The sequence below is a fragment of the Oryzomonas japonica genome (genome assembly GCF_008802365.1).
Lineage (GTDB): Bacteria > Desulfobacterota > Desulfuromonadia > Geobacterales > Pseudopelobacteraceae > Oryzomonas > Oryzomonas japonica.
This window is the reverse complement of sequence record NZ_VZQZ01000011.1, coordinates 187,222-193,500: the sequence shown is the minus strand read 5'-3', so window position 1 is coordinate 193,500 and position 6,279 is coordinate 187,222. Positions and strand designations below refer to the sequence as shown.

Sequence of the window (6,279 nt, the reverse complement as noted above, 5' to 3'; positions counted from 1 at the left end):
AAAAAAGTCCTTGACGTCCGGGTATATTTATTTTATCTATAGTTCAACTAGACATGATATCGAAAAAGACCAAATACGCGCTTAAGGCGCTCTATCATCTGGCCGGGCAGCCCACCTCCCAGCCGGTATTGATTTCGGACCTGGCCAAGGCCGGGAACATCCCCAAGAAGTTTCTGGAGTTCATCCTCCTGTCCCTGCGCAAGGGGGGCATCCTCCAGAGCAGGATCGGCAAGGGGGGCGGCTACTACCTGGCCTCCCCGCCTGCCAAGATTACCCTGGGCAGCGTGGTACGGATCCTTGAGGGTGACTTGGCGCCGGTGCAGTGCTTGAGCGAGACCAACTACGCCAAGTGCGACGAATGCGACGACGAGGCAATCTGCGGCATCCGGCTGGTGATGGTGGATGTCAACAAGGCCCTGGCCCAGGTGCTGGACAGCCTGACCCTAGCGGACATGCTTGAGCGAAGCGAGACCGAGCGGAGCAAGCGGGCAAACGTGCTGGATTTCAGCATCTGAATTTTTTTGCCCTTTTTATCTAGTATTTCTATAGGCAGTAAACATCTGAAAGGAGAATAACCATGAGCACCATCTACGCAGACAACTCCCAATCCATCGGTAACACACCGCTGATCAAACTGAACCACGTCGTTGACGGGGCCAAGGCCACGGTCCTGGTGAAGGTCGAAGGGCGCAACCCGGCCTACTCGGTCAAGTGCCGCATCGGGGCCAACCTGATCTGGGATGCCGAGAAGCGCGGGGTGCTCAAGCCGGGCGTGGAGATCATCGAGCCGACCAGCGGCAACACCGGCATCGCTTTGGCCTACGTGGCTGCGGCCCGGGGCTACAAACTGACCCTGACCATGCCCGAGACCATGAGCATCGAACGCCGCCGGGTATTGGCCGCCCTGGGTGCCAACCTGATCCTCACCCCGGGTGCCGAAGGGATGAAAGGGGCCATTGCCAAGGCCGAGGAGATCGCCGCCTCCGATCCCAAGAAATACTTCATCCCCCAGCAGTTCAAGAACCCGGCCAACCCGGAGATCCACGAGAAGACCACCGGCCCTGAGATCTGGAACGACACGGACGGCGCAGTGGACGTGGTCGTGGCGGGGGTCGGCACCGGCGGCACCATCACCGGCATCTCCCGGTACATCAAGAACACCAAGGGGAAGAAGATCATCTCCGTGGCGGTGGAGCCCAAGGAGAGCCCGGTCATCACCCAGTTTTTGGCCGGCCAGGCAATTAAACCGGCTCCCCACAAGATCCAGGGCATCGGCGCCGGTTTCATCCCCGACACCCTTGACCTCAAGGTAATCGACCGGGTCGAACCGGTGGAGAGCAACGAAGCCATCGAATTCGCCAAGCGGCTGTCCCGCGAAGAAGGCCTCCTGGTGGGTATCTCCAGCGGTGCCGCGGCTGCCGCCGCGGTGCGACTCGCCAAACTGGACGAATTTGCCGGCAAGACCATTGTCGCCATCCTTCCCGACGCGGCTGAACGCTACCTCTCCACGCCGCTGTTCGAGGGCATCTGATGGCCGCCCCGCCCCCTGAACCATGGAGCCGGGATCTGGAGCAGGTCGTGCGTGAGGCGCTGAGCTCGATCCGTTTCGGCACGGTGACCCTGGTGGTGCAGGACGGCCGGGTGATCCAGGTAGACAAGAGCGAGAAGATCCGGCTCAACAAAACCGGATATGTGGACGGCGGCGGGATTTAATCCTCAAACGGCGGCGACGGGGTTCCGTTCGCAACTTTGAACAACGATCAATCATCTTTTCCGCGCTGACCGGATAAACCGGAGGCCGGGGTTCATGTCCCTTCCATGGGCAGCCCCGGCCTCTTGCTTTTCAAACGTTCGGAGTCCCGCGACGGATTGCCGGATGGGAAACGAGGCGACCCATGACAGAACACATCGCATTATACGGCAAGGGGGGAGTGGGCAAATCCACCTTGACCTCCAACCTCAGCGCCGCCCTGGCAGAAGCCGGTTTCAGCGTCCTGCAGGTTGGATGTGACCCGAAAGGCGACTCGTGCAGCCTCCTCAACAACGGCGATCCCATCCCGACGGTGTTCGATCTTTTGCGGGAACGGGGCGAGATCTCTGTTGATGCCGTTGCCCACAAGGGGTTCAAGGGGGTCACCTGCGTCGAGTTGGGTGATCCGTTCGGCTCGGGCCAATGCGGATCGTCCGAGATAGCCCGCGCGCTTGCAGAACTGAAGAGGATCGACCTGTTCGAGGCCGTCGCTCCTGACTTCGTGCTCTACGACATCTCCGGCGACAGCACCTGCTCCAGCTTCTATACCCCGGTCCAGCAGATCGGGGTCCGGCGGGTGTTTGTGGTGACAACGGCCGATTTCATGTCGCTGCATGCCGCCAACGCCATCTTCAAGATGTTGGACCGTTATGGCGAATCGAATGTGCCGGTACCGGTGGGCGGACTGATCCCCAACAGCATCAGCAGTTCGTTCGAGGAATCGTTTATCGCCGATTTTGCCGTTCAGACCCGCACCCGCACCATGGGGCGCATCCCCCGCTCCCTGATGGTCAGACAGTGCGAACTGTACGGCAAGACCGTCATCGAGGCGTCGCCCCTCTCCAACCAGTCCTATTTCTACCGCAGACTGGCCAATCAGATCGTTGACGAGGCTGCGTCCCAGCCGGGCCCGTCTGTGCCGATGCAGCCCGAAGAACTGCGGGCATGGGCGCGAACGTGGGGAGACCGGATCTATGCTCTTGAAAACGGCCTGGTTACCGATGGGGCTGCGATTTGACCGTAAGGTCGCAGGTGATAGCGTTGCGTAGGGAAGTGTGGCGGGAAGAGATGGTGGGCACAGTCGGGATCGAACCGACGACCTGCCGATTAAGAGTCGGCTGCTCTACCAGCTAAGCTATGTGCCCATCGTTGGTAAACTAACCTAATTCGAAACGACAGTCCAATTGATATAATTAATAAAAACGATCAATGTAATTCAAAAAACCGTACCATCAGCCAGAAAGCTGCATTTGAAGTGTTGTGCCATCTACAGCAAGGGGTGGAACGTGGCATCATCAGGTGAGTGTTGTGGACTTGGCAGGCAACCGGGTGTTGAACCGGTTTTGTGGAGACAATGGGATTTCGGTCAAAACATGCCTGCTTAAGGGATATGTCGATTATTCTTCTTGACAGGTTTTGTTTCTGCATGTTATTAATCTATTAAATTTATAGTTATTATATTTTAAACAAGGGGGGCGCAATGGCAGCCGTAGCCGAGAGTGTGAAACGTTATAGTCGTTTCTTCAAAAAACAGAATGCCGCGAAGGTTCTGGACTACGGGACCGGCACCATGCGCAACGCCCTTTACCTGGCACAGGAAGGGTTTCAGGTCTATGCCGCCGACCTGCCGGAACAGGTGGAGAAGCTGGAAGGGTGTCCGGCCATTCACCATGTGGAGCGCCTGCTTGCCACCGATGAACTGCCCCGCAGCGACCTGAACGTGGATCTGGTGCTGTCCACCTATGTGTTCAACATCATCATGAACAGCGCCGAACGGCACGCCTACCTGAAAAACGCCGTCGCCAACCTGAGGCCGGGCGGTTACCTGTTGATGGAGGTGCGGTGCCGCAAGCCGCAGGAACGCTGCGACACGACCTGCAACGACTATTTCTCGTGTGCGGAATGCTCCAAGACCCTTACCCACGAGGAACTCGATACCCTTCTGGCGCCCCATGGCCTGCGGCGCATCAGCCATTATTACCGCAGCCATGCGGTGGCTGCCATCTACCAGATGGACCGGGCGTAAGCCCGTAACTACAGAACAGGCCCCCACGGCCTGCGACAAACGATTCTGTGCTGACCGGAAAAACCGGAGGCCGGGTTCAATGTCCCATAATCATGGGCATTTCCCGGCCTTTTTCCATTCAAAAGGAGACGTGCCATGAACACAAAACCGATCCGTATTATTTTCACGATCCTGGCCCTGCTGAACCTGACGCTGGCCAGTGCCTTTGCCGGAGAGGCCGGCTACAAGGGGTACCCCCGGGGGAACGCTTTGATCAGCGTCCAGGAACTGAAGCGCTTGATCGATGTCCACAACCCGAAACTGGTGATCCTGGCGGCTGAAAACAACGTGGAATACCGCCTGGGACACATCCCCGGTTCGCGCCAGGTGGATCGCCCGGCCATTGAGGCGCCCCCGGAGACCCAGAACGGCGTCACCGGCAATATCATCGATGCCGCCGGTTTCAGCAGATTGGCTCAGGGGCTCGGTATCGACCAGAACTCTGTTGTGGTGGTCTATGACACAAAGTACGACGCCACCCGCCTCTGGTGGGCCTTCACCTATTACGGGAAGAGGGATGTCAGGGTGTTGGACGGCGGCGTCAAGGCGTGGCGTGCGGCCGGGTATCCGGTCGATATCCTGGCCCCGGACGCCCGGGCCCGCAGAGGTGGTTTTGCCGCCCGCATCGCCGAGCCGCGGCTGCGGGTTGATACCCCTGAGATCAATGCCAAGCGTGGTAGTGCAACCGCCCAGTTGTGGGATAACCGGGACCTGAAGGAGTTTACCGGCGAGGAGCTGAAGAAGGGCGCCTACCGCGCCGGCCGGATTCCGGGCAGCAACCACAGCAACTGGGCACTGTTCAAGAAAAAGGATAATCAGGCCGAGTGGCTGAATGCCGCCGAACTTGAGCACCTGCTGCACACGCTCGGCTACGACAGGAATAAGGAACAGTACTTCTACTGCCAGTCCGGGGTGCGCTCCACCCAGGCACTCTTTGCGCTGTACCTCGCCGGCTGGCCGCTGGAGAAGCTGCACAACTACGACAGTTCGTGGATCGGCTGGTCGAAAGACACCGCGCTCCCGCTGGCGCAGGGAGCGCCGCAAGGTGCCCGATTGGCGGAAGCCCGTTAGTCATCAGGTAACCAAGCGGATCGAAGATCCGCGCGGTTTAACCATAAGCCAAACGCTTCGGCGTTCATCCCAGCCAATGGAGGCACACAAATGAGCGATTCTCCCGTGTATCAAGCAGAAACCCTGGCCCTGCATGCAGGGCAGAAACCGGACCCCACCACCAACAGCCGTGCGGTCCCCATCTACCAGACCTCGTCCTACGTCTTCAACGACGCCGACCATGCTGCCCGGTTGTTCGGGCTGCAGGAGCCTGGCAACATCTACACCCGTCTGATGAACCCGACCTCGGACGTCTTCGAGCAGAGGGTGGCGGCCCTGGAAGGCGGCTCGGCGGCGCTGGCCACCTCTTCAGGCGCGGCGGCCATTACCCTGGCCATCCTGACCCTGGCCCATGCCGGCGACGAGATCGTTTCCGCCACCAGCCTGTACGGTGGCACCTACAATCTGTTCCACTACACGTTTCCCCAACTGGGGGTCACGGTCAAGTTTGTCGATCCCTCGGACCCGGAGAACTTTCGCAAGGCGATCACCCCCAAGACCAAGCTGCTCTATGGCGAAACCGTGGGCAACCCCAAGCTGGATACCCTGGATATAGAGAATGTGGCGGCCATCGCCCATGAGAACAATATCCCGCTGATCCTCGACAATACGACGCCGTCACCCTATCTGGTCCAGCCGCTCAAGCATGGCGCCGATATTGTGGTACACTCCGCCACCAAGTTCATCGGCGGCCACGGCACCTCCATCGGCGGCGTGATCGTGGATGGCGGCACATTCAACTGGGGCAACGGCAAGTTCCCCCAGATCGCCGAGCCGGACCCTTCCTACCACGGTATCAATTTTTGGGAGGCTCTGGGCAACGTCGCGTACATCACCAAGGTGCGCGTTCAACTGATGCGGGACATCGGGCCGACCGTGTCGCCCTTTAACTCGTTCCTGTTCCTCCAGGGGCTGGAGACCTTGCATCTGCGTATGGAGCGTCACAGTACCAATGCCCTGGCCGTGGCCCAGTTTCTCAAAAATCATCCCAAGGTCGGCTGGGTTACCTACCCTGGACTGCCGGACTCTCCGTCATATGAGGTGGCCAAAAAGTACCACACTCGCGGCCTGTTCGGCGCCCTGGTCGGCTTCGGCATCAAGGGGGGCGGCGTGGCAGAGGGGAAAAAAATTATCGACCACCTCAAGCTGCACTCGCTTCTGGCCAACATCGGCGACGCCAAGTCTCTGGTGATCCACCCCGCCTCCACCACTCATCAGCAGTTGAGCCCCGAGGAGCAACTCACCACCGGCGTGACCGCCGATTACATTCGCCTCTCCGTAGGTATCGAGAACGTGAATGATATCATTGTCGACCTGGATCAGGCCTTGGCCCAGGTGTAACGGTAACAGGAAC

General features: G+C 59.2%; 7 protein-coding genes and 1 tRNA gene. 7 read left to right on the top strand and 1 reads right to left on the bottom strand.

Annotation, left to right across the window (positions count from 1 at the left end; all coding sequences use genetic code 11):
* Window positions 1–53: 53 nt before the first annotated feature.
* The 4 genes from F6V25_RS15920 (at window position 54) to F6V25_RS15905 (ending at window position 2,768) form a co-directional block, all read left to right on the top strand.
* Entirely contained in the window at window positions 54–515 is a 462-nt protein-coding gene (locus tag F6V25_RS15920) for an RrF2 family transcriptional regulator (protein ID WP_151129597.1), read from the top strand.
* Between the two features lie 62 nt (window positions 516–577).
* On the top strand, window positions 578–1,531 hold the full coding sequence (gene cysK / locus F6V25_RS15915) for a cysteine synthase A (protein WP_151129596.1): 954 nt from the start codon (window positions 578–580) through the stop codon (window positions 1,529–1,531).
* Entirely contained in the window at window positions 1,531–1,713 is a 183-nt protein-coding gene (locus F6V25_RS15910) for a YezD family protein (RefSeq protein WP_151129595.1), read from the top strand. The genes cysK and F6V25_RS15910 overlap by 1 nt, the downstream gene beginning before the upstream one ends.
* A 182-nt stretch (window positions 1,714–1,895) precedes the next feature.
* On the top strand, window positions 1,896–2,768 hold the full coding sequence (locus F6V25_RS15905) for a nucleotide-binding protein (RefSeq protein ID WP_151129594.1): 873 nt from the start codon (window positions 1,896–1,898) through the stop codon (window positions 2,766–2,768).
* Window positions 2,769–2,819: 51 nt separating this feature from the next.
* Here the strand turns inward: F6V25_RS15905 and F6V25_RS15900 are convergent.
* Window positions 2,820–2,895, bottom strand: a tRNA-Lys gene (locus tag F6V25_RS15900).
* A gap of 335 nt (window positions 2,896–3,230) precedes the next feature.
* Between F6V25_RS15900 and F6V25_RS15895 the strand changes: the two genes are divergently transcribed.
* The 3 genes from F6V25_RS15895 (at window position 3,231) to F6V25_RS15885 (ending at window position 6,266) form a co-directional block, all read left to right on the top strand.
* Window positions 3,231–3,776, top strand: a complete 546-nt coding sequence (locus F6V25_RS15895) for a class I SAM-dependent methyltransferase (protein ID WP_151129593.1) — start codon at window positions 3,231–3,233, stop codon at window positions 3,774–3,776.
* A gap of 135 nt (window positions 3,777–3,911) precedes the next feature.
* Complete coding sequence (locus tag F6V25_RS15890; protein WP_151129592.1) at window positions 3,912–4,886, top strand: sulfurtransferase; 975 nt, start codon at window positions 3,912–3,914, stop codon at window positions 4,884–4,886.
* A gap of 90 nt (window positions 4,887–4,976) precedes the next feature.
* Window positions 4,977–6,266, top strand: a complete 1,290-nt coding sequence (locus F6V25_RS15885; protein WP_151129591.1) for a homocysteine synthase — start codon at window positions 4,977–4,979, stop codon at window positions 6,264–6,266.
* Window positions 6,267–6,279: the final 13 nt, after the last annotated feature.